The organism is Flaviflexus ciconiae, assembly GCF_003971195.1.
GTDB classification, from domain to species: Bacteria; Actinomycetota; Actinomycetes; order Actinomycetales; family Actinomycetaceae; genus Flaviflexus; species Flaviflexus ciconiae.
In genome coordinates this window covers 278,202-301,334 of the sequence record NZ_CP034593.1, presented here as the reverse complement: position 1 = coordinate 301,334, position 23,133 = coordinate 278,202, and the positions used below count along the sequence as shown (strand labels likewise).

Annotated in this window: 15 protein-coding genes and 2 pseudogenes; 4 read left to right on the top strand and 13 right to left on the bottom strand. The window is 61.4% G+C overall.

Features of this window, described 5'->3' with window-relative positions:
- Positions 1 to 186: 186 nt before the first annotated feature.
- Positions 187 to 1,872, bottom strand: coding sequence for a ribonuclease J (locus tag EJ997_RS01400; protein ID WP_126702993.1), 1,686 nt, complete (start codon positions 1,870 to 1,872; stop codon positions 187 to 189).
- 191 nt (positions 1,873 to 2,063) lie between these two features.
- Positions 2,064 to 2,962: pseudogene (dapA, locus tag EJ997_RS01395) on the bottom strand (4-hydroxy-tetrahydrodipicolinate synthase).
- A 256-nt stretch (positions 2,963 to 3,218) separates the two neighbouring features.
- Here dapA and EJ997_RS01390 point away from each other — a divergent pair.
- A complete protein-coding gene (locus EJ997_RS01390; protein ID WP_126702991.1) occupies positions 3,219 to 3,791 on the top strand; it encodes a GNAT family N-acetyltransferase in 573 nt (190 codons plus the stop codon).
- Positions 3,792 to 4,306: 515 nt separating this feature from the next.
- The gene (locus tag EJ997_RS01385; protein WP_164719689.1) at positions 4,307 to 7,165 is read left to right on the top strand and encodes an exo-alpha-sialidase; all 2,859 of its coding nucleotides are present in this window, start codon (positions 4,307 to 4,309) and stop codon (positions 7,163 to 7,165) included.
- A 158-nt stretch (positions 7,166 to 7,323) separates the two neighbouring features.
- Here the strand turns inward: EJ997_RS01385 and dapB are convergent, their stop codons facing one another.
- The 6 genes from dapB to EJ997_RS13050 form a co-directional block, all read right to left on the bottom strand.
- Positions 7,324 to 8,064, bottom strand: a complete 741-nt coding sequence (dapB, locus tag EJ997_RS01380; RefSeq protein WP_126702989.1) for a 4-hydroxy-tetrahydrodipicolinate reductase — start codon at positions 8,062 to 8,064, stop codon at positions 7,324 to 7,326.
- A 4-nt stretch (positions 8,065 to 8,068) separates the two neighbouring features.
- Positions 8,069 to 9,361, bottom strand: a complete 1,293-nt coding sequence (locus EJ997_RS01375; protein WP_126702988.1) for a M16 family metallopeptidase — start codon at positions 9,359 to 9,361, stop codon at positions 8,069 to 8,071.
- Between the two features lie 102 nt (positions 9,362 to 9,463).
- Positions 9,464 to 11,758 (bottom strand): polyribonucleotide nucleotidyltransferase, encoded by a 2,295-nt coding sequence (locus EJ997_RS01370; protein WP_126702987.1) that lies wholly within the window; start codon positions 11,756 to 11,758, stop codon positions 9,464 to 9,466.
- A 182-nt stretch (positions 11,759 to 11,940) separates the two neighbouring features.
- Positions 11,941 to 12,210, bottom strand: coding sequence for a 30S ribosomal protein S15 (gene rpsO, locus EJ997_RS01365; RefSeq protein ID WP_126702986.1), 270 nt, complete (start codon positions 12,208 to 12,210; stop codon positions 11,941 to 11,943).
- A 181-nt stretch (positions 12,211 to 12,391) separates the two neighbouring features.
- Positions 12,392 to 13,411: a bifunctional riboflavin kinase/FAD synthetase gene (locus EJ997_RS01360; RefSeq protein WP_126702985.1), complete on the bottom strand. Its 1,020-nt coding sequence runs from the start codon at positions 13,409 to 13,411 to the stop codon at positions 12,392 to 12,394.
- Positions 13,411 to 13,695 carry a hypothetical protein gene (locus tag EJ997_RS13050; protein ID WP_206501741.1) on the bottom strand — a complete coding sequence of 95 codons (285 nt, stop codon included), beginning with the start codon at positions 13,693 to 13,695 and terminating at the stop codon, positions 13,411 to 13,413. The genes EJ997_RS01360 and EJ997_RS13050 overlap by 1 nt, the downstream gene beginning before the upstream one ends.
- Positions 13,696 to 14,023: 328 nt before the next feature.
- Here EJ997_RS13050 and EJ997_RS01350 point away from each other — a divergent pair, with 328 nt between their 5' ends.
- Positions 14,024 to 14,605 (top strand): DUF421 domain-containing protein, encoded by a 582-nt coding sequence (locus EJ997_RS01350; protein WP_126702984.1) that lies wholly within the window; start codon positions 14,024 to 14,026, stop codon positions 14,603 to 14,605.
- A 106-nt stretch (positions 14,606 to 14,711) separates the two neighbouring features.
- Here EJ997_RS01350 and EJ997_RS01345 read toward each other — a convergent pair whose 3' ends face one another.
- Positions 14,712 to 15,866 carry a glycerate kinase family protein gene (locus EJ997_RS01345; RefSeq protein WP_126702983.1) on the bottom strand — a complete coding sequence of 385 codons (1,155 nt, stop codon included), beginning with the start codon at positions 15,864 to 15,866 and terminating at the stop codon, positions 14,712 to 14,714.
- A gap of 117 nt (positions 15,867 to 15,983) precedes the next feature.
- A complete protein-coding gene (locus EJ997_RS01340; RefSeq protein ID WP_126702982.1) occupies positions 15,984 to 17,387 on the bottom strand; it encodes a GntP family permease in 1,404 nt (467 codons plus the stop codon).
- Between the two features lie 214 nt (positions 17,388 to 17,601).
- Between EJ997_RS01340 and EJ997_RS01335 the strand changes: the two genes are divergently transcribed.
- Positions 17,602 to 18,786 (top strand): CdaR family transcriptional regulator, encoded by a 1,185-nt coding sequence (locus tag EJ997_RS01335; RefSeq protein ID WP_126702981.1) that lies wholly within the window; start codon positions 17,602 to 17,604, stop codon positions 18,784 to 18,786.
- Positions 18,787 to 18,841: 55 nt separating this feature from the next.
- Here EJ997_RS01335 and truB read toward each other — a convergent pair whose 3' ends face one another.
- The 3 genes and pseudogenes from truB to infB form a co-directional block, all read right to left on the bottom strand.
- A complete protein-coding gene (gene truB, locus EJ997_RS01330) occupies positions 18,842 to 19,747 on the bottom strand; it encodes a tRNA pseudouridine(55) synthase TruB (RefSeq protein WP_126702980.1) in 906 nt (301 codons plus the stop codon).
- Complete coding sequence (gene rbfA, locus EJ997_RS01325; protein ID WP_126702979.1) at positions 19,744 to 20,175, bottom strand: 30S ribosome-binding factor RbfA; 432 nt, start codon at positions 20,173 to 20,175, stop codon at positions 19,744 to 19,746. Before rbfA ends, truB begins: the two co-directional genes overlap by 4 nt.
- 60 nt (positions 20,176 to 20,235) lie before the next feature.
- Positions 20,236 to 23,111, bottom strand: a pseudogene (gene infB, locus EJ997_RS13680) (translation initiation factor IF-2).
- Between the last annotated feature and the right edge of the window lie 22 nt (positions 23,112 to 23,133).

Here is a 23,133-nt window from a genome sequence, read left to right as displayed (position 1 = left end):
ACGATCTAGGAAGGTGTTCGGTTCGGCGCGGCGGATCGGCTCATCAGTATCCATAAAGAACCAAGCAAACAGGGAGGCCGCCCCGCGGGGCGGCCAACCTCTCCAGTATCTCGGGCAACTTCTCGGGTCCTGAGGATCGCGGAGCTTGGATCCGGAAAAGCTCCTCGTTGCTAGTTTTGTCCGTGCTCAGACCTCGATGACGGTGGGGACAATCATGGGGCGGCGGCGGAGCCTGCGAGAGACCCAGCGACCAATAGCCCGGCGCATTGCCTGCTGCATCTGGTAGGAGTCATCACCATCATCAAGGGCGTCCTGGAGTGCCTGGGTCACTTCGGGAAGGACCTTCTCGAACACCTCATCATCTTCCGCCATGGCACGAGCCTGGATGTGGGGGCCAGAAACGATTTCCTTCTTCGAGGGATCAACGACAGCGAAGATGGCAACGAAGCCCTCCTCGGAGAGGATCCTGCGGTCCTTGAGCTCGGCCTCGGTCAGGTCACCAACGGAGGAGCCGTCGACGTAGACGTAGCCGCAGGGCACCGCACCCACGATCGAGGCCTCGCCGTCAACGAGGTCAACGACAACGCCGTCCTCTGCAAGCATGATGTTCTCGGCTGGGACGCCGGTCTTGACCGCGAGCGCACCGTTTGCCACCAGGTGGCGGATTTCCCCGTGGATCGGCATAACCGCCGTGGGCTGAACAATGTTGTAGCAGTAGAGAAGCTCACCAGCGGAGGCGTGCCCGGAAACGTGCACACGGGCGCTCCCCTGGTGGACCACCTTGGAACCGAGCCTCATGAGCCCGTTGATGAGACGGAAGACGGAGTTCTCGTTGCCGGGGATAAGGGAGGAAGCAAAGACGACCGTGTCGCCGGGGCCCACCGAGATCTTCGGGTGGTTCTCGTTCGCGATCCGGGACAGCACCGCCATCGGCTCACCCTGGGAGCCCGTCGACATGTACACGCGCTTGGACTCCGGGTAGTCCGTGATCTTCTTCAGGTCAACAAGGACCCCGTCGGGGACGTCGAGGTAGCCGAGATCTGACGCAATCCCCATGTTACGGACCATGGAGCGTCCGACGAAGGTGACGACGCGGTTGTTTGCCGCGGCAGCATCGAGGACCTGCTGGACGCGGTGCACGTGGGACGCGAAGGAAGCAACGACGATCTGTCCCGTAGCTCCCGCAAACACCTGCTTGAGCACCGGGCCGATCTCAACCTCGGAGGTTGTGAAACCGGGGACCTCGGCGTTCGTCGAGTCCGTCATGAACAGGTCGACACCCTCTTCACCGAGGCGAGCGAAGGCCCGGAGGTCGGTGATCCTGCGATCGAGCGGCAGCTGGTCCATCTTGAAGTCACCGGTGATAAGAACGTTGCCGGCAACAGTGCGGATCATTGCGGCGAGCGCGTCCGGGATCGAGTGGTTAACGGCGACAAACTCGACCTCGAACGGGCCGAATTCTTCGACATCACCCTCGGCAACCTGGAGGGTGTAGGGCGTGATTCGGTGCTCCTGCAACTTGGCCTCAATGAAGGCAAGGGTGAGCTGGGAACCAACGACGGGAATGTCGTTCTTGAGTCGCAACAGGTACGGGACGGCGCCAATGTGGTCCTCGTGACCGTGCGTGAGGATAATGGCCTCGATGTCGTCGAGACGGTCCTCGATGTATTCGAAGTCGGGAAGGATAAGGTCGACGCCGGGCTGGACCTCTTCGGGGAACAGGACGCCGCAGTCAACGACGAGCAGGCGTCCGTTGATCTCGAAAACGGTCATGTTGCGCCCAACCTCGCCAAGACCGCCGAGAGGGACAATTCTCAGGGCGTTCTTCTTGAGGGGGGCGGGTGTCTGAAGATCAGGTCGAGCGTAATTCACGTCGTCATTGTCCCATGAACGGAACGGATTCGATACATGGCGGGCCTGGGGCCCGTTCACTTTGCTCTCTTGAGTTCACTTTGCTCTCTTGAGTTTGTGCCACGCATGGACAGAGGGTCCCGGGGTGGTAAGAACATTGTTCGTACCGCCCCGCGTCAGATAGCTATTCCCGCCCTACGGTTCCGGGAAGGTTAGTTGAGGTAGCCCTGAACCTGGAGGACTCGGCGCAGCGAGTCAAGTTCGTTCTGGCTGGCACCAACGAGCGGCAGACGCACCGTGGCGTGCGGGATCACCCCGGTCATGGCGAGTGCTTCCTTCGCCATAACCGCACCCTGGCCGCCACCCATGATCGCGTTGACAAGCGGATGAATCTCATCGTCGATCTGCTGCGCCTTGGCGTAATCCCCGGCGTCAACAGCATCAATCATGTCGCGGTAACGCCTACCGCCGATGTGTCCAACAACCGAGACGACGCCCGAGCCACCAATGGTCAGCCACGGCAGGTTGAGAGCATCATCGCCCGAGTAGTATTCGAGGCCGGTGCGTCGGGAGGTGGCGATACCGTTCGGCAGGTCGCCTACGGCGTCCTTCACTGCCTTGATCTTCGGGTTTTCCGCGAGACGATCAAATGTCTCGTCAGAGATCCGCACACCCGTGCGGCCCGGGATGTCGTAGACCATGACGGGCAGTTCCGTCGAGGCCGCGATCGCGGTGATGTGCTGGTAGATGCCCTCCTGGGAGGGACGGGAATAGTAGGGCGAGACGATAAGGAGGCCCTGGGCACCGCACTTGGCTGCGCCCTTCGCGATCCTGACGCCGTGCGCGGTGTCGTTAGAACCAGCGCCCGCGATCACCATGGCGCGGTCGCCAACCTCGGCAACGACCTCGGTGACAAGCTCGTCCTTCTCAGGCTGGTGAGTCGTCGGCGACTCACCGGTCGTGCCAGAGAGGACGATCAGATCAACACCCTCGCCTACGAGGTGGTCCGCGAGCTTGCGGGCCGATTCAATGTCCAGTGAACCATCGGGGCGAATGGCGTTGCCATGGCCACTCCGACGGAGCCAAATGTGCGTGACGGTGTACTACCCATGGGGACATCCTAGATCTTTTATCCGGCGGATCGGCGCCAACGGTCCCAAGTGTCGAACATATGGACACCTTTTCACCCAATCTGACCAGCCAAATGGTTCGGATATACGCCTATTCAGCTCCGCTGGATCACCTCTTTGACTAGAAGACAGCCTCATTTGTCGACGAACGGATGCGTCGCGTCGTGGTGACCGAGAATCTTCACATCTCACCGGGGCCACATGGACCCTTGGCCGCAGGATCGATAGGCTGGCCTGGTGACTCAAGCTCTTCCTGATTCCTTTGTCCGACCCGCCATCATCTCCGATGTGCCGTTCCTCGGTGATATGCATGCAACGACGATGAAGGCGACACTGGCCGCAGCGCTCGGCCACGACCTCCCCGCGGAGGTCTCAGCGCAGCTGACTAGTGAGGCACTCGCGAAGGGCTGGTCTGACTCAATCTCCGCCCCACCGTCACCGGCGTACCGGACCCTGACCGCCGTTGAAGGGGCAGCAATAGTGGGATTCGCCGCAATCGCCCCCGCCGACCAGGCCATGATCGGCGACGCCGAAGATAATCCCGGCACCATTGAGATCCTTGCCCTCGAGGTTCCCCGCAATAACGGCCGCAAGGGCCACGGCTCGCGCCTCCTTGCCGCAATCGCAGAGTTTGCCGAACAGGACAAGGCTGAGGAGATGCAGGTGTGGATCATGGTTGGTGACGAGGCAAAAACCCGCTTCTTCCAGGGCGCAGGCTTCGCACCTCGCGGCATCCAGCGCAACCTCGACCTCGGCACCGGCACCGTGACCGAGCAGTGCTGGTACACCGTCCTCGACCCAGCAGAGTAAACATCCCTCCCTGAAGGGTGAGCACACCCCTCAGCCCGCTCGTTTACCACTTTTCCCTCCTTCGCGGCGCAGTTACCTTTTCCTTGCCTCACGGCGCAGGTTCCTCTTGCGCCGCTTTAGTATCACCAGGGCAACCATCTTGCTATACCTACACACGCGTTTGGGAGGCTCCGGCGCGAGGGCAAGAATCCGACAGTAGCGACACGCTCAAATAGCGCTACTGACGCCCCATCCTCCCAGGTCAGCTGATGCGACCGAGAAAATTTCCACTGCACCTCATAGCAGTGAAATCTGTTAACTACCTAGCGTATGCACAATATCGTCGCAGGCAGTACGTCATTCGTGCTAGCGGTCGCATATTGCTGTTGTCCGAATTACACTGCTCAGAAGATGTCTGACATCTGAAGTCTCATGTGTCGGATATCTGCACGGTCGGCAGCGTTGCCGACAGACCACACGACGAGGAGGTACCTGTGGCTATAAAGCACAGGCCAAAAACAGCACGGCGGAGATTCTTGAGTGCAGGGGCAGGTGTCGCACTTCTTGCTTCGACGTTTGCCGGGATTCCTGCGATGGCGGAGGATGAGGCCGCCGCCGAGGAATTCACGACGTTGCGTATCGCCCTGGGTGGCGATGGGGTGTTCCCGAACTACCGCATTCCCGCGATCATTCAGCTCAACAACGGCGATCTGCTGATTTCTTACGACGGACGGCCAACCGGCGCGGACTCCCCCGGACCGAACTCCATCCTGCAGCGCCGCTCAACGGATGGTGGAAAGACCTGGGAGGAGCAGACCGTTGTTCACGCTGGCAAGACCGGCGAGAACAAGCTTGGCTATTCCGATCCTTCGTACGTTTACGACGCTGAAACAAACACCCTGTTCAACTTCCACGTTTTCTCGAAGGACCAGGGTTTTTGGGGAAGCGTCTACGGTAACGACGACGAGGACCGTGACGTTATCTCGGCCGAGGTATCGGTGTCGACAGATAACGGCGTGACCTGGGAGCACCGCCTGATCACCGATGTGGTCAAGCCGGAGAACATGCGCGGCCAGTTCGCCACATCCGGTCACGGAATCCAGATCACCCGGGGTGAATACGCGGGTCGTCTTGTCCAGCAGTACGCTGGCCAGGTACGTTCCGGAGCAGTTGTCGCGTACTCCGTATACTCTGATGATCACGGTGAAACGTGGCAGATGGGTGAACCGGTCGGTTCCCTTATGGATGAGAACAAGGTCGTTGAGCTGTCCGATGGCAGGCTCATGATGAACTCTCGTGCCCACCATACCCACACCGCGCGCTGGGTTGCCTACTCGGACGACGGTGGGCATAGCTGGTCCGAGCCAGAGCTCGACCACACGCTTCTTGATCCCCGGAATAACGCATCGATCATTCAAATGAACCCGGGCGCCGAGGCCGGTTCGCTCGAGGCAAAGGAACTCCTGTTCTCGAATGCGAATGCCACGAGCCGTACGAACGGCACGGTTCGCTACTCGTGCGACGACGGTCAGACCTGGCCCGTATCTAAAACCTACGAGCCCGGCGGCCACTCCTACTCCGACCTCGTTGCACTCGACGATGGCACCTACGGCGTTGTCTACGAGGGCGCCAACTCGGAGATTCTCTACGGCGACTTCGACGAGGACTGGCTCAAGCCATTCTGCGCCTCGTTCGCTGACACCGCTTCCGAAGGCAATGCTGGCGACACCGTTCCGCTGACCTTCACGATCAACAACGATGACGACAAGGCCATGCCAGCAGGAACCGTTACCGCGGATCTTGGTTCGGGATGGTCGGCCACAGAGGCCAAGTTCTCAGAGCTGGCGCCCGGCGAATCCGTCGAGGTCACTCTCGACGTCGATATCCCGATCTGGACCGCCGACGGCCAGGTGCAAAACGGCGATATTCTCATCTCCGCCGGTGAATACAGCCTGCGCGGTGACGCGACAGTTACGGTCCTCGAAGGCGCCGCACCGACTCTCGGGGCAAACATCGAGGGCTACCCGGGTGACTCCACTCGTGACGTGGCAGTCGATCCCTACACCGAGGGTGAGAGGCTGAACTACCACTTCCGAGTTGACTCCGAATCGAACGTTACCCAGACGACCTATCCAACGGCTGGTGACTTCTATCCGTTCGTTCCGGATGATGGTGCTGGAAACTGCCGCTACCGTACGCTTCCCGCCGGTGCCGGATATACCTGCACCACAGCATTCCACATGGTCAACGCCGACGAGCTTGCTGATGGATTCTTCCTCCCAACCAGCACCTGGGCTGTTGAAGGCGCCGGTCTCGAGCCGCTGTCGCTCGATATCGTGGGTGACGAGGTTGATCTGATCGAGCGTCTGCCCGAACTCACCGTTGCCCTATCCGTCGCCAGCATCGAAGATGTCGATGGCGACGGCTACGACTCGGCCGGTGACATCGTCTCCTATGACGCAACCGTCACCAACACCGGCAACGTACGCCTCACCGACGTGACCGGAGCGATTGAAGCCGCTGAGCTCGGCTCTGAAGAATCACTTAGCGAGTCCCGCACGTACACCCTCACCGAGGACGACATCGCCGCGGAATCCGCGACGCTGTCCTCCTCCGCAGCCGCTACCAACGGCTCGCTTTCTGTCTCGGCAGACGCCGAGCCTGCCGTTGTTGAGCTCGAGGTTGAGCCCGCTCCGGAACCGGAACCAACCGGTAACGCCTTCTTCCTCTACAACTCCTGGGAGTCCGAGACCCACGACGTGGCAATTGCTTTTGGTAAGGAAGGCGACCAGGTCTTCGCTGGTGACTGGGATGGGAACGGAACCGATACCCTCGGCGTTCGCCGTGGCCACACGTTCTACCTGAATAACGAACTGGTTGGCGGCAACGCCGATCACGAGTTCAAGTACGGCCGCGACAACGACGAAATTCTCGTCGGCGACTGGGACGGCGACGGAACCGACACCCTCGGTGTTCGCCGCGGCCACACCATCTACCTGAACAACGAACTGGTTGGTGGCAACGCCGATCACGAGTTCAAGTACGGCCGCGACAACGACGAAATCCTTGTCGGCGACTGGGACGGCAACGACTCGGATACTTTCACGGTTCGCCGTGGCAAGGTCTTCTTCGTCAACAATGCTCTAACCGGTGGCAACGCCGATATTGAGTACAGGTACGGCTGGGAATCCGATGAGGCATTCGCGGGTGACTTCAGCGGCGACGGAACCGACACTGTTACGCTACGACGCGACAATGTCTTCCTCATCAACAACGCCCACACCGGCGGCAACGCCGAGCAGGAAATCACGCTGGGATTGTCTACCGACACGATCCTCGTTGGCGACTGGGACGGCGACGGCAGGGACACCCCTGCCCTCAACCGCCACCTCTAGGCACTGAGCGGCGGGCCAAGGTCCGTCACCTCCCTCGGCCCGCCGCTCACCAACTACGCTGCGACAACCCGTAGCAATCAGGAATAGTGGGGCCCGCATGTACTGGACATGCGGGCCCCATTATTGTTTGAGAAGAAACTTCTCTAAGAATTCATAATTTATATATCCATAAGCTGGTCGAGACCGTAGGTCAGGCCTGGCCTGCCGGATACTTCCCGCACGGCAAGGAGCACGCCGGGGAAGAACGATTCGCGGTCGAAGGAATCGGTACGAATCGTGAACTGCTCGCCGGGATTGCCGAAGACAATCTCTTCGTGTGCGGTCAGGCCGCGCAGGCGTACCGCGTGAACGTGTACTCCATCGATGTTTGCTCCGCGTGCGCCGCCCGGATCCGTTTCGGTTGCATCGGGCATGGGACCCAGACCCGCCTCGCGGCGCGCCTGGGCAATTCCCTTGGCGGTTGTCAGAGCCGTTCCCGAGGGTGCGTCGACCTTGTTCGGGTGGTGAAGTTCGATGACTTCCGCGGATTCGAAGTAGGCTGCTGCCTTCTTCGCAAAAGACATGGCGAGCACGGCGGACAGAGCGTAGTTGGGTGCGATAATGGCGCCTACACCGGGCTTTGTTTCCAGGAGCTCCCGCACCTGGTCCAGCCCCTCATCCGTCCACCCCGTCGTGCCAACGACGCAGTGCACTCCTGCACCTATGACGGCAAGGGTGTTCTTGAGTGTCGAATCGGGACGGGTGAATTCGATGGCGACCTCTGCCCCGTTGAGGGACTCGGTCGTGATTTCATCACCGGCATCAAGCTGTGCGACCAGCTCCAGCCCATCCGTCTGCTCGACTCCCGCGCTCATGGCCTGGCCCATGCGGCCCTTTGCTCCAATGACTGCAATCTTCATGGGATCACTCTACCGGTCCAACGACAACGCGAGCCCGGTCGTTCACGACGAGCTGTGACAGCACCTGCTCAATATCGTCACGTGTGACGGCACGCTGTCTGCGGAGCGATTCGTCCATGGAAATAAGCCGGCCGGTGGCAACCTCAGCCAGTCCGAGCCTCATCATTCTCTGCTGCGCGGCTTCAGCATCGAACACAACCCCGACCCTGAGCCTGCGATAGGCGGACTCCACTTCGGATTCTTTAACCGTGCCGACCATGGAGTTGAGGGTGTCGTTCATGAGCTCGGCGACGATATCGGCGTTCTTCGGGGAGGTTGGTGCCGCCATAGCTACCAGTCCCCCGGTCTCATAGGACGCAGCGAGAGCGTAAGCAGAGTAGGCCAATCCCCTCTTTTCTCGTACCTCTTGGAAGAGGCGGGATGAGGAACCGGTGCCGAGAATGGTGAGGGCAGCGATCAGGGCGGGTCGCATCGGATCATCGCTTGTCACCCCCGGCATTCCAATCACCACGGCGGACTGCTCGGATGCTTGAACGATCCGACGGTCCGACAGGCTATAGGACAGGGGTGACTCGATCCGGCGGGGCACGGTGTCCGTGCCATCCAGTTCCCAGCCGTGACGACGCAGTGCATCGATAACGGTCTCGATGAACTCCTCGTGGTCAACGGCACCTGCGGCCGCAACGACCAGTTCACCCGGATGGTAGTGGTCAGCGTAGTGTTCGAGCAGGGAGCCGTGGTCGAGTGCACCCACTGACTGCTTGGTTCCGCCCACGGGGCGGGCTAGCGAGTGGTCGCCAAAAACCGCGGCAGGCAGTGCCTCGTGGGCCACTTCCGAGGGATCGTCAGCATACATGGCCAGCTCGTCGAGGATCACTCCTCGCTCCACGTCCATGTCTTCCCGGTCGAGCCGTGCCGAGGTGATCATGTCGGCAAGGAGGTCAACCGCGCGTTTCAGATCATCCTGGAAGACCCTGCCGTGGTAGGCCGTGAACTGCTTGCCGGTCATGGCATTGAAGTCGCCACCAAGGAAGTCCTGCTCCTCAGCAATATCGATAGCGGAACGGTTCCTGGTGCCTTTGAAGAGCAGGTGTTCCAGAAAGTGCGTGGAGCCCTCGTGGCCCGCTTCTTCATCGCGGGAACCCGCACCGATCCACATGCCGAGCGCAACGGAGCGTTGCGTGGGGATGTGTTCGGTGATGAAGCGAATGCCGTGGCGGAGGGTGCGGCGCAAATGCATTCCGGAGTCTTCGACATCAAGGTCCTGGTCTGCCAGGCGGATTTCTGTATATGTCATGGTGATACCGGTATGGGCCGGTCCCGAAGGTCCGGCCCATACTCATAACATCCTTATCGGTTGTTAACGACTGATTAGTCGCGACTGGTTCGTCGTGGCTACTTAGTCCTCATCGGAGGAACGGGTACGACGACGGTTGCGGTTGCGGGGCTTACGCTCGGCGCGCTCCTCGTGACCGTTCTCCTCGTTATCGTTCTCCTCAGCGGACTCGTTCTCTTCGCCCTCAACGATGGCGTGGAGCGAGAGCTTGCCGCGCTGGTCGATCTCAGCGAGCTCAACCTGGACCTTGTCGCCCACATTGAGGACATCCTCAACGTTCTCGACGCGCTTACCACCAACCATGCGGCGGATCTGCGTGATGTGGAGCAGGCCGTCCTTACCGGGGGTCAGCGATACGAACGCACCGAAGGAGGTTGTCTTGACGACGGTTCCAACGAAGCGTTCGCCCACCTCGGGCATGGTCGGGTTGGCGATCGAGTTGATCGCCTGACGTGCGGCCTCGGCAGCGGAGCCGGTGGTCGCACCAACGAACACGGAGCCGTCGTCCTCGATCGAGATCTCGGCGCCCGTGTCCTCCTGGATCTGGTTGATCATCTTGCCCTTGGGGCCAATGACCTCGCCGATCTTGTCAACGGGGATCTTAATGGTGATGATTCGCGGTGCGGTCTCGTTCATCTCGTCAGGAACCGAGATCGCGCCATCGAGGATGTCGAGGATCGCGAGACGTGCGTCGCGTGCCTGGCCAAGTGCCGCTGCGAGCACCTGGGCCGGGATGCCATCGAGCTTCGTGTCGAGCTGAATAGCGGTCACGAACTCGCGGGTACCTGCAACCTTGAAGTCCATGTCGCCCAGGGCATCCTCGGCGCCAAGAATGTCGGTGAGGGCAACGTAGCGCTGCTCGCCGTCAATCTCTTCGGACATGAGACCCATGGCAATACCGGCGACGGAGGCGCGGAGCGGCACACCGGCGTTCAGCAGCGACAGGGTCGATGCACAGACGGAGCCCATCGAGGTCGAGCCGTTCGAACCGAGGGCCTCGGAGACCTGACGGATTGCGTACGGGAAGTCCTCGCGCGACGGAAGGACCGGGACGAGGGCGCGCTCTGCGAGCATGCCGTGACCGATTTCGCGACGCTTCGGGGAGCCAACGCGGCCGGTTTCACCGGTCGAGTAGGGCGGGAAGTTGTAGTGGTGCATGTAGCGCTTCGACTTCTCCGGGGAGAGGTTGTCGAGCTGCTGCTCCATCTTCAGCATATTAAGGGTAGTGACACCCAGGATCTGGGTCTCGCCACGCTGGAACAGGGCGGAGCCGTGCACGCGGGGAAGAACATTGGTCTCGGCGGAGATCGAACGGATCTCCGCGGGCTGACGGCCGTCCATGCGAACACCCTCGGTGAGAACGCGGTGACGCATCTGCTTCGAGAAGACGGCGTTAACGGCTGCGGACAGCTCGCCTTCGCCCTCCGGGTAGTCCTTCGACAGTTCGGCAACCACGTGAGTGGTGAGCTCGTTCAGTGCGTTATCGCGGTCGGCCTTGCCAACGAGTTCGAGGATCGGGCCGAGACGGTCACCGATCTGCTTCTCAACGCGGTCGAACTGCTCGTCCGAGTAGGAGAGGAAGCGCGGGTAGTCCTGCGTCTCCTTGCCAGCCTGGTCGACGAGTTCCTGCTGTGCGTCGCAGAGAACGCGAATAAAGCCCTTGGCGGCCTCGAGACCCTCGGCGACGGTCTCCTCGGTCGGTGCCTGAGCACCTTCCTGGATAAGGTCCCAGGCGTACTCGCCAGCCTCAGCCTCAACCATCATGACGGCAACGTCGTCACCGACGATACGGCCGGCAACAACCATGCTGAAGGTTGCGCGGGGCAGGTCGGAGTAGCGCGGGAAAGCAACCCACTGGTTGTCGATGAGTGCGATGCGGGTGGCGCCGATCGGGCCCGAGAAGGGCAGACCGGACAGTGTGGTGGACATCGATGCGCCGTTGATGGCGACAACGTCGTACGCATCATCAGGGTGCACCGCCATTACGGTGGCAACAACCTGGACCTCGTTGCGCAGGCCCTTGACGAAGGCGGGACGCAGAGGGCGGTCGATGAGACGGCACGCGAGGATCGCGTCCGTACCCGGGCGGCCTTCACGACGGAAGAACGAGCCGGGGACGCGACCGGCGGCGTAGGAGCGCTCCTCCACGTCAACGGTCAGCGGGAAGAAGTCGAAGTGATCCTTCGGTGCCTTCGAGACTGCGGTGGCGGACAGGATAGCGGTCTCGCCATCCAGGTAAACCATTGCGCTTCCGGCTGCCTGGCGAGCAAGCAGGCCGGTTTCGAAACGGATCGTGCGGGTGCCGAAGGAGCCATTATCAATGACTGCTTCGGAAAATTTAACGTCGGGACCTTCCATGGTTCCTCTATCTTTCTTGGAGACGGTCACGGTCATCGATTGCCAGTCACGGGTACCTGCCCCGTAATTTGCAACCGAGGACCGGGCGTCCGCTCCACATACATTATTCTTCTTATTTTTTCTTCAGTGTGCTGTCCCTAGACAGCGGTTGGCCCGGGCCTGTTGGGCCCGGGCCGGTGGTCTTAGCGTCGCAGACCGAGGCGTGCAATGAGAGCGCGGTAACGCTCGATGTCCTCGTCCGCGAGGTACTTGAGGAGGCGCTTACGCTGCCCGATGAGAAGCATGAGACCACGACGCGAGTGGTGATCGTGCTTGTGCGAGCGGAAGTGCTCGGTCAGGTCGTTGATGCGCTGCGAGAGCAGAGCAACCTGCACCTCAGGCGAACCAGTGTCACCCTCGTGGGTGGCGTATTCCTTGATAATCTGCTGCTTTTTCTCAGCTGAGAGAGCCATTGATTCTCCAGTTTCTTTCCGTTGCACAGAGCTCCGGGGCCTGTTCTCCCGGGCATGACGCATCCGTGGCCGATCTAACGGCTTTGCAAGCTTACCACGCAGCCCCCAGGCACTCACCGCGAGCATCCGGTGATATTCGCTACGTACCCGCGGCATGGCAACCGCGGTCCCCGGAGAATCGTTACAGGTTGAACTCTTCGGCTTGGAGGCCAGCGGTCACCTGAGTTGGGTCGACCCGGCCGGATACCGGGACGCCAAGGGCAAGGGCTGACTGCCGCAGGTCCTCATCCATCTGTTCAAGGAGCGTCTCCACCCTGTCGAAAGAAACCATGGGGCGAAGGTAGGCAACGAGATCGATGGCGATGTCCTCGCCGTACAGGTCAAGGTCGGCACGTCCGAGGACGTGTGCCTCAACCGTTCTTCCCTTGCCATCAAACTGGGGGTTGGTGCCAATCGAGATAGCTGCCGGTAGATTCTCCACCGCTGAGGTACCGGGGACGTCCCGGACGAGCCAGCCAGCGTACACACCATCCTTGGGGACAACCCCGGCGGATGATGCTTGCAGGTTTGCGGTGGGGAAACCGAGTTCGCGGCCCCGCTTGTGGCCGTGAACGACGGTACCCCGGAGCCGGTGCAGGCGACCAAGCACCTTCGTCGCGGCCTTGACGTCGCCGCGGTCGAGCACTTCGCGTAGCCAGGTCGAGGACCAGCGTCGCCCGGACGCATCGTCCTCGAGGTCGGAAACCACGGTGGCGGTAAAGCCGTGCTTGTCCGCCATGTCCATCAAAAAGTCGCAGTCACCGCTGTTGTCGCGTCCGAACCGAGCATCCTCGCCGACGACAATAGACTTTGCCTTGAGCTCACCCACAAGCTGGTCGAGAATAAACTCTTCTGCCGTGGCTTGGGAGTAGACGCGCGTGTAGTGCTGGACGTAAACAATGTCGACGTCGAGAGCTTCGAGCCTGCGGAGCCTGTCCTCGACCGAAATAACGAGAGGTACGGTCCGGTCCGGGTTGTGAACGGTGGCCGGGTGGGGATCGAAGGTCAGCACAACGCTGGGAACTCCGAGTAACCGGGCCTCGACAACCGCTTCGTTAATGACAGCCCTGTGGCCCTTGTGCACACCATCGAACACCCCAACAGTAACGACGGAGCCTTCGAAATCGGACGGGATGTCGGCGGGTGTACGCCAGACCAGCATCAGAGGCCGGAACGCAGGCCGAGCTGCGGGCGACCCTCGGAGCGGTCGACAATCCGCGGATCAGCGCCCTTTGATCCACCGCCGCCACAACCGCAGCCGCCACCCTGGCGGGACTGACCGTGGCCGCCACCGTGGGCGTGACCGTGACCTCCACAGCCACAGCCGCCGCCACCCTGGTGGGAATGACCGTGGCCGCCACCGTGGGCGTGACCGTGACCTCCACAGCCACAGCCGCTGGATGCTGCCGATACTTCGCGCTTTCCACATGCACAGGTTTGACTCATGGGCACAGTCTACGTCGATCCACCCGCCGAGGCGGAACCGTATGCAGTTGGAGAAATAGGGACGTGGGTGATGCTCAGCAAAACTCTGCAACACTGTCAACACCGGTCTGCAGTACTAGCATTCCACTGATCGTTCGACTGGTCATCCGGTAATCCAGTCCGTCGTACGTCATACCGTCCGTGCTTCCGCAGGACTTGCGGGCTCTCGTTTTGCTCCTTCCAATGACCGCCATCTCTCCCCTATCCGATATCCAACGAGAAACACCTGCCCGGTGTCTGTTTTCTCCTTTTCTCGGTTGATCAGCTTGGGATTTGGCAAGCTTGTTCTATGGATACCGAGATTCTGCTGGAATGGCTGTTTATTACCCCGGAAGGTGCGCTGGCGACAGTTATCGCCACGACCGTCATGTACCTTCTTGTCATTCTCGTGTCACGAATACTTGGTGCTCGAGTGCTCACGGGCTTAACGAGTTTCGACCTGCTGGCGGGAATCATCTTCGGTGCCATCGTCGGCCGTGCCACCCTAGGTCCGGGCCCTACCCTCACAACCGGCATCATCGCTTTCCTGACGCTTGTTGCTCTACAGGGAACGATCGGACAGATCGCCCACACGAAGCGTGGCGAGCACTGGGTAAACAACCAGCCGATTTTGCTGTATGCCGGATCGAAGCCCCTCGAGGATGTTCTTCGGAAGACCAGAATCAGCCGTGACGAACTCCAGTCAAAGCTTCGCCTGGCGGGTATCCAATCCAACGATCAGATCTCGGCGATTATCCTCGAACCCACCGGCGAAATTTCAATCCTGACCTCGGACCGGCTCATCGATCACGGCCTTGTCGACGACGTGATCGGCAAGGAGAAGATCCCGCGCGGCCTGATCCGCTGGACCAAGGAAGCTAACGCTATCTAGTCAGAGACACACATTCGTAGGGCGCTAGGTGTCACGACCTAGGGGAAATACTTCGCCGGAATAACCGCTCCACCGAGAACTAATTTGTCGCAGGAGATAACCGCTCCTACGTGAGGAAAGCCGTTAACCGGGCGACGTCCTTCGCGGTGGCGGTGAGGTTTTCGGCAGTGTGCTCTATCGCTTCCGAAAGGGAACCGGGGCGCCGAGCTATGGGGAACACGGCGGTAACACCCTTGGCGTAGACGTCGTCGATCCCCTCGCCTATGGATCCTGCAAGGACCACGACGGGGAGGTCGGGCCCGCGATGCTTGGCTGCCCAGCGGGAGACTCCTACCGGCACCTTGCCCGACAGGGACTGACCGTCGATCTGGCCTTCGCCCGTGATGATGAGGTCCGCGTCCTTGATGATGTCGGTAAAGCGCACGGCTTCCAGGAGGGTGTCGATTCCGGGGCGGAGCTCGGCACCGGTGAAAGCAAGTAGCCCGCCGCCAAGTCCCCCGGCGGCACCCGCTCCGGGGACCTGGGCGATATCGATCTCAAGATCGCGTTTGATGATGTTGGCGACGTGGATAAGCCCGGAATCCAGCTCTTTCACCGTGTCGGGATCGGCTCCCTTTTGAGGACCGAAGATGTAGGCGGCACCGTTGGGCCCGGCAAGAGGATTGTCGATGTCGCACATGACGGTGACGGAGATTCCGGAGAGAATCTCTTCTGCACCCGTGGCATCGATACGGGCCACGTCTTTGAGCGTCGAGCCGACGGGAACGAACTCCTCATCCGACCTGTTGTAGAACCGGACGCCGAGGGCGGCGGCCGCCCCGCACCCCAAATCTGTGGTGGCGCTACCACCGGCTCCGACGATGACGTGCTTGGAGCCGCCTTCGATTGCGTGGGCAATGAGTTCGCCCACCCCGTAGGTCGTTGTCTTGCCGGCGCTCTTTCTGCCTTCGGCAAGCGGAAGGCCGGCGCACGCCGCCATCTCCACCACCGCGGTTGGAGTATTATCCGCCGAATCGAGGATTCCGTAGGTGGCATTGATCGATTCCCCGGGGAAAACACCGCAGACTTGCGCGGTGATGCTGCGGCCGGTGCCGGCTGCCAGCATGGCGTCAACGGTGCCCTCTCCCCCATCGGCTACCGAGATCTGCGTGATAGCAGCATCGGGGAGGACCTGGCGGAGGCCTTCGGTGATCGCCCCACTGGCTTCCGAGGAGGTCACGGCTCCCTTGAACGAGTCGGGAATGACGACGATGTTCTTCACGAGCATGTTCCTTCTCGATGTGCGGGTGGGCGGGGCCGGGTGTCAGCTTGTGGCTGTCCCTGGCCCCGCCCGTGGCCCGCAGTTACTCTTCTTAGGCTACTAGTTCGGTACCGGTCACTAGATGATGAACAGTCCCAGGATCCAGATGAAGATAATCGACGTGACACCCATGAGCAACGTGACCGTTGTCTGCGTGCGGTAACCCTGCTGCGGTGTCATGCCGGTGAAGTTCGTGACGACCCAGAAGTACGAGTCGTTTGCATGCGACACGGTCATGGCACCAGCCGCGATGGCCATGACCGCCAAGGCGATTTCCGCCGGAGTAACGAGACCGAGGGCCGGGAGTGTCGGGGCGACAATGCCTGCCGTGGTCACGAGAGCAACCGTCGAGGAGCCCTGAGCGGTCTTGAGGATCGCGGAGATGATGAACGGGAAGAACAGTCCGATCGAGGAGAAGCTTGTCGCGTTGTCCTCGATGAAGACAACCATGTCGGTCGAAGCGATAACTCGTCCGAGGACGCCGCCGGCGGCGGTGATGAAGAGGATCGGACCGACGACCCGGAGCGTCTCGTCCGTGATGTCGTAAAGCTCCTTACCGCGGGTCACGCTGAGCAGCGTCACAACGGCGAAGACCACGCCGACCGCGAGCGCGATGATCGGGGTGCCGAAGAAGCCAACGATGTCGCCCAGGAGGCCGTCCCATTCGAAAACGGAGCCGATCGAACCGAGTGCCATGAGGAGGATGGGAACGACGATCGGGAGGAAGGAGTTGGCGACGCTGGGGAGCTTGCCGTACGAGGTACGAAGGTCGTCGTAGGCCTGTTCCAACATAGCATCATCGGCGATCTCATCGTCCTCGTCGGTGCGGATCCGCTTGCCGATGTAGAGGGCATAGAAGTAGGACACGATGAGAGACGGGATGGAGACAAGAAGACCCAGACCGATGACAACCAGGAGGTTGTCGCCAATGCCGAGCGTGCTGGCTGCGGCGATTGGGCCCGGGGTGGGCGGGATGAACACGTGGGCCGTGTAGAGACCGGCGGACAGCGCCACGGTCATGGCGACAGCAGAGGTGCCGGTACGCCTAGCAAGTGCCCGACGGATTGGGTTGAGAATTACGAAGCCGGAGTCACAGAACACAGGGATCGAGACGACCCAGCCCATGAGTTGCGTGGCGAGAACCGGGCGTTTCTTACCGATGACGCGGACCAGAGCATCGGCGATCTGGAAGGCGCCACCGGTCTTTTCGAGAACGAGTCCGATGAGGGCACCGAGAATGATGACGATGCCGATCGAGGTAAACGTTCCCGAGAAGCCTTGCCCAATAACGGTGGCAATGCCATTAACTTCTACTTCGCCGTCCGCGTCTAGTTGGTTGACGAGGGGTATGCCGCCGATCAGGCCGAAGCCGAGGGCGATAAGCATGATCGAGATAAACGGGTGGATCTTCCACACCGAAATCATGAAGATCATGAGCGCGATTGCGAGAACAAACACGATAATGAGCGGTATGCCAGTCATTTCTGCTCCTTTGCGACAGACTAGCGAGAGATGAGCACCACAGTAGGGCGAGTCATTCACAAGAGTCGACGGTCTTCAGACCATGATTTCCACGTTTTGATAGTCGCCAGACCAGTAAGGAGCTAGGATCGTTCCACAGCGGTGTGTTTCAGATCGCATGTTCAACCAATATTTCCGCAGGTGAAGCGGGGTTTCTCAGCGTGGAGGAGGATCGGTGAAGATCTCTGTCGAGAATGCTCAGCGGATCGTGTCCGAGATCAGTTCGGTCCTTGGCGAGGACGTGAATCTCATGGACCGGTCTGCGGTCATCATGGCAAGCACGGACCCTAACCGGATCGGCAACCATCACCTTGGGGCGGAACGAGTCATCACGGAGCAGCTTGATCGGCTGATCATTGAGCCGCACGACCGGCTGCCAGGGGTCCGCCCGGGCCTCAACCTACCGATCTGGGTCGAAGGCGAAATCACGGGCGTTCTTGGCATCACCGGTGATCCCGCCACCTTCACCACCCCGGCCCACGTGTTGCAGAAAATGACGGAAATTCTCCTGCGGGAAACCCACGTCCGGGAACGAGCGGAACGGCACGGCAGATCCTATTCTCGGTTCCTTGAGGCCTGGTTGACCGACACTCGGGAGCCCACTCCCGAGATTGTCACCGAAGGTAACGACTTCAACATCGATGTTCGTGCGGCCTACGTCGTTGCTACCGCCAGGGTCACTTCAGCAGGCAGCCCCACCAAACCCGCTGCCTCCTCCTCGTTCCAAGCCGAGGTGGATCGCATGAGCGAACTGGTTCTTGAAGAAGCACGCGCCCGCGGGGCAATCACCGCTCTTCTCGCCTCTCGTATCGTCATCCTTATCCCCCATGCTGTCCTCGACAAGAATCCGATGGGAAGTCGAGATAGTTCCGCTTACTCGCAGTCTTCAGAACAACTGGCGATGATCGTCTCCTGGCTTGATCATCTCGCGCGGAGGGTGCGGGCAGAGTCCACCCTCAGGCTCGCTGTGGGACTTTCCGGTATCGGCCTGCGCGGGCCGCAGGCAACCGATCAGGCGGAGAAAGCGCTGAGCCACGCACTTCACTCCCCCACCGACATTCATCGTTATGACGGGCTGACCATCGAATTGCTACTGTCGGCCACTCCCGCGCGGGAACGACAGGCATTCGTTCTCCGAGTCTTCGAGGGGCTGCCTGCAGAGCATCGCGATGAGCTCATTCGGTCCCTTCGTGCCTATTTCGACGCAGACGGATCACTCTCCCGAGCCGCCGACATTCTTTTCATTCACAAGAACACCCTCACCGGCAGGCTCAACCGCATCGCGGACTCGACGGGACTGGACCCTCGCAGGATCGCAGATGCTGCAATTCTCTGGCTTGCCCTTCAACTCACGCCGTAGGGCAGGTCAGTAAGCATCGAGGAATAACCCTCCGGCGACAAGATGTCACCTGTCCCTAAGCGAAGACCGTTGCCGGGCCAACCTGGTTGCCTCGTTTCGTGCCGATAGCAACAAGGGTGTCATCGCGGATAAGAGCAACGGGGAAGGACTCAACGTCAAGGTCGATGAACTGGCCGTAGCGCAGTGCCGTCTCCTGCTCGGCCGTGATCTGCACGGATGGCATGGAGCGTTTCGCGGCCTCTGCCATGGGGAGGACTGAGATAGGGCCGGACTGAGCTTGCTCGATCAGGGACTCAATCGTGTGAGCTTCAGAAAGGTCGAAGCCGCCAACTCTCGTGCGTCGCAGATAGGTGATGTGGCCAGCGGATCCGAGAGCATTCGCGGTTTGCCGGGCGAGGGCCCGCACGTAGGTACCGGTGGAGCAACTCACTTCGACATCGAAGTCAGCCAGATCATCGTGGCGAGTAACCGGAGACGTGCGATCAAGACGGTCGATGGTGACAGTCGCGGCCTTCAGGTCAACTTTCTCTCCCGCCCGCGCCAGATCGTAGGCGCGTTTGCCGTCGATCTTCTTGGCCGAGTAGGCGGACGGAATCTGCTCGATCGTTCCGGTGAGGGAGGCAAGGGCAACATCTATTTGTTCATCGGTTGCTGTCAGCCCGGGGGTGGAGATGATTTGTCCATCGGCGTCCTCGGTGTCGGTCTCTTGGCCGAGCCGGAACGTTGACAGATAGTCCTTGTCGGCTCCCGACAGGTAGGTCAGGAGCTTGGTCCCTGCGCCGATGCCAATGACGAGCACCCCCGTTGCCGCAGGGTCGAGGGTGCCGGCGTGGCCGACTTTGCGGGTGTGGGCGAGACGGCGAACCGCCGCCACCACATCGTGAGAGGTGGCAGCGGCGGGCTTGTCGACTATGAGGATGCCGGACTGTGCGGGTGCCGCTCCTCGAGGGACGTCGATCATTCGCTGTCGTCGGCCGGCTTCTTGTACGGATCGGAGTCGCCCGCGGGCTTCGCCGACTCGCGCTGACGAGCCAGTTCGGCATCGCGTGCGCGCGCCGCGACCAGAGCGTCCTCAATGGACTGCGCGGTCACCGGAAGAGCATCCGCAACGAACTCGATGGTCGGGGTGAGCCGCAAGCCAAGCTGCTTGCCCACCTCGGAACGGATCATGCCTTTTGCGGACTCGAGAGCCGTGCCGGACGAACGGAGAACCGTTTCGTCACCGAGGACGGTGTAGAAGATCGTTGCGTGCTGCAGGTCGCCGGTAACTCGAACATCGGTCACGGTGACCATGCCGAGCCGCGGATCCTTGAGCTTCCGGTCGATCATGACGGCCACGATCTCCTGGATGCGATCGGCGACCTTGCGGGCGCGAGGGTTTTCGGCCATGGATATTCCTGTTCCCAGGGGTGGGCCCCGGAGGGCCCACCTGCCTGTGGCTTAGTCGCGTTATTCGCGGGGCTTTTCCCGCATCTCGAACGTCTCGATGATGTCGCCTTCAGCGATGTCCTTGTGGCCGAGCGTAATACCGCACTCGAAACCTTCGCGGACCTCGGTGACATCGTCCTTCTCGCGGCGGAGCGAAACGATTTCGAGATTCGGGGTGATGACGACGCCGTCGCGTACCAGGCGCGCATTTGCGCCGCGCTTGATAACACCGGAGAGCACCATCGAACCGGCGATGTTGCCGAATTTGCCGGAACGGAAGATCTGGCGGATCTCCGCGCGGCCGAGCTCGACCTCTTCGTAGATCGGCTTGAGCATGCCCTTGAGAGCACTTTCAACGTCGTCGATCGCGTCGTAGATCACGGAGTAGAACTTCATCTCCACACCCTCGGCGTCGGCGTAGTCGGTGACTCGCTCTGCCGGGCGGACGTTGAAGCCGATGATCACGGCCGAGTCGACCGTGGCAAGGTTGACGTCGTTCTGCGTGATCGCACCGACACCGCGGTGAATGATGTTGAGCGCAACCTCGTCTGAGACCTCGAGCTCCAGCAGGGACGATTCGAGAGCCTCGACGGTTCCCGAGGAGTCGCCCTTGATGATGAGGTTGAGGGTCTCGACCTGGCCGGCCTTGAGTGCCTCGTTGAAGTCCTCGAGGGAGATGCGCTTGCGGCGCTTAGCGAGCGTAGCGGCGCGCTTAGCGGTCTCCCGCTTGTCGGCGATCTGACGGGCCTGGCGCGAATCCTCTGCCACGAGGAAGCCGTCACCGGCGCTCGGGACCGAGGTAAGGCCAAGGACCTGGACTGGATCCGAAGGACCGGCCTCGTCCACCGTGTTGCCCTTGTCGTCGAACATCGCACGGACGGTGCCGTGGGCGGTGCCCGCAACAATCGAGTCGCCAACGCGGAGCGTACCGGACTCGACAAGAGCCGTGATAAGGGAGCCGCGGCCCGGGTCCAGCTTGGACTCGATCGCAACGCCGCGTGCCGGCTTGTCCGGGTTGGCGGTCAGCTCGAGAGCCGCGTCTGCCGTGAGGAGGACAGCTTCGAGGAGATCGTCAATGTTGAGGCGTTGCTTGGCGGAAACGTCGACGAACATCGTGTCGCCGCCGTAATCCTCGGCAACCAGACCGTATTCGGTGAGCTGACCGCGGACCTTGTCCGGGGAAGCTCCCTCAACGTCAATCTTGTTGACCGCGACAACGATCGGAACACCGGCCGCCTGGGCGTGGTTAAGCGCCTCGACGGTCTGCGGCATAACGCCGTCGTTCGCTGCGACAACAAGGATCGCAATGTCGGTAACCTCGGCACCGCGGGCACGCATCTGCGTGAACGCCTCGTGACCGGGGGTATCGATAAAGGTAATCGCGCGGCTTTCGCCCTCGTGATCGACAGCAACCTGGTAAGCGCCGATCCGCTGGGTGATGCCGCCGGCTTCGCCTTCGGCAACGTCTTCGGAACGGATCGCGTCAAGGAGCTTCGTCTTACCGTGGTCGACGTGGCCCATGACCGTGACGACCGGCGGACGCGGACGCATATCCTCATCGTCTTCGGCGGCCTCTTCGGCCTCGAGGTCAATGTTGAACTGCTCGAGAATCTCGCGATCCTCGTCCTCGGCGGACAGGATCTGGATGTCGTAACCGAGTTCAGCACCGAGCAACTTGAACGTGTCCTCGTCGAGCGACTGGTTAGCTGTCACCATCTCGCCCATCGTGATCATGACGGTCACGAGTGCTGCGGGATCGACGTTAATCTTCTCGGCGAAGTCAGCAAGGGATGCGCCTGCGCGGATCCGGACAACGGTTGAACCGTCGCCGCGGGGAACGCGGACACCGCCCACCATGGGAGCATTCTGCTGCTCGTACTCTTGACGCTTCGCGCGCTTCGACTTCCGTCCCCTACCGGGACGGCCGCCGCCACGACCGAATGCACCAGCGGTACCACCGCGCTGCGGACGACCCCTGTTCGGGCCGCCTCCGGGTCCGCCTGCGCCGGGTGCTCCGCCACGACCGCCACCAGGACGACCGCCGCGACCACCGCGGCCGCCGCCCTTCGACTGGTCCGCAAGTGCGGAGTGGCCGGGCATCATGGCCGGCGAGGGACGAGGTCCGCCCCTGTTCGCACCACCTGCGCCCGGACGGGGACGTGACCCACCCTGGCCACCCTGGCCTCCGCCAGCCTTGTTGCCGCCGCCGGGGCGGGGCATTCCCTGACTCGACGAGAACGGGTTGTTACCGGGACGGGGACCGCCCTTGCCGCCGCCGGGGCGGGGCATTCCCTGACTCGACGAGAACGGGTTGTTACCGGGGCGAGGACCGCCCTTACCGCCGCGCTGCTGGCGCTGGTCGCCGCCGCGCTGCTGACCGCCCGGCTTGGGGCCGGACTTCGGAGCTGCGGGACGGGGGCCGGGCTTCGCGGATGCTGCCGGGGTTGACTGCGCGGGACCCGGCTTCGGTGCGGGCGCCGCAGGCTTGGGGCAGGTGCTGCCGGCTTGGGAGCCGGAGCCGATGCCTTCGGTTCCGCCTTCTCCTGTGCGGGAGCGGCGGGAGTTGTCTTGGGGCCGGGCTTGGGTGCGGCCGGCTTCGGTGTCTCCTTGGTCTGTGCAGGCTTCGCGGCAGGCTCCGTCTTCGGGCTCTGCGCGGGTCCCGGCTTGGGTGCGGCGGGACGGGACTGCGCCTTGGGTGCAGCCTTCTTGGCCTCGGGCTTTTCTTCAGCCTTCGGCGCATTCGCCTCGTAGTGCTCGCGAGCCTTCCTCTCAACGGGAGGCTCGAGCGTCGAGGACGCTGATTTAACAAACTCGCCGGCTTCGGACAGGTAGGCAAGCAGTTCCTTGCTCTGGATTCCTAGTTCCTTGGCGAGTTGGTGGACGCGGACTTTGGCCACATTTCTCCTTTGTGTGGGGTCC

Coding starts and splice junctions, on each gene's coding strand:
- truB (WP_126702980.1), bottom strand. CDS start 19,747: ATGATCGACGTCCCTCGAGGAGCGGCACCCGCACAGTCCGGCATCCTC.
- dapB (WP_126702989.1), bottom strand. CDS start 8,064: ATGAAGATTGCAGTCATTGGAGCAAAGGGCCGCATGGGCCAGGCCATG.
- EJ997_RS01340 (WP_126702982.1), bottom strand. CDS start 17,387: ATGACTGGCATACCGCTCATTATCGTGTTTGTTCTCGCAATCGCGCTC.
- EJ997_RS13050 (WP_206501741.1), bottom strand. CDS start 13,695: ATGAGTCAAACCTGTGCATGTGGAAAGCGCGAAGTATCGGCAGCATCC.
- EJ997_RS01350 (WP_126702984.1), top strand. CDS start 14,024: ATGGATACCGAGATTCTGCTGGAATGGCTGTTTATTACCCCGGAAGGT.
- rpsO (WP_126702986.1), bottom strand. CDS start 12,210: ATGGCTCTCTCAGCTGAGAAAAAGCAGCAGATTATCAAGGAATACGCC.
- EJ997_RS01360 (WP_126702985.1), bottom strand. CDS start 13,411: ATGCTGGTCTGGCGTACACCCGCCGACATCCCGTCCGATTTCGAAGGC.
- EJ997_RS01370 (WP_126702987.1), bottom strand. CDS start 11,758: ATGGAAGGTCCCGACGTTAAATTTTCCGAAGCAGTCATTGATAATGGC.
- rbfA (WP_126702979.1), bottom strand. CDS start 20,175: ATGGCCGAAAACCCTCGCGCCCGCAAGGTCGCCGATCGCATCCAGGAG.
- EJ997_RS01375 (WP_126702988.1), bottom strand. CDS start 9,361: ATGACATATACAGAAATCCGCCTGGCAGACCAGGACCTTGATGTCGAA.